At 50.1% G+C, this 337-nt stretch carries 1 protein-coding gene; it reads left to right on the top strand.

The window, feature by feature from the left end:
• On the top strand, window positions 1-337 hold a 337-nt coding region (ybgF, locus tag Q4563_RS17775; RefSeq protein WP_303605447.1), incomplete at both ends, for a tol-pal system protein YbgF.

The following is a 337-nucleotide window of genomic DNA, read 5'->3' as shown; positions in this document are numbered from 1 at the left end:
GTGTATAACCAGGCAATGATGCTGGTGAGAGACAAAAAATTTGAACAGGCCAATCAGGCATTCGGACGCTTTGTTGAGCAATATCCCGAGGATGAACTGGTGGCCAATGCCTGGTACTGGAACGGTGAAGTGTATCTGGTACGGGGTGAGTATCCGTCAGCATTGGAAAGTTTCCGCACGGTGATTGATGATTTTCCTGATCACAGCAAGGCGGCCGATGCGACTTATAAATATGCAGTGACCCTGCACAAATCCGGTGATACTGCGGCAGCTCAACACTGGTTGGAGACTATCCAGGAACGTTATGCGACGTCTTCTCCTGTAACGGTGCGTCAGG

It is taken from the genome of Gilvimarinus sp. 1_MG-2023 (assembly GCF_030548285.1).
This window is presented reverse-complemented; position numbering and strand designations above follow the sequence as displayed.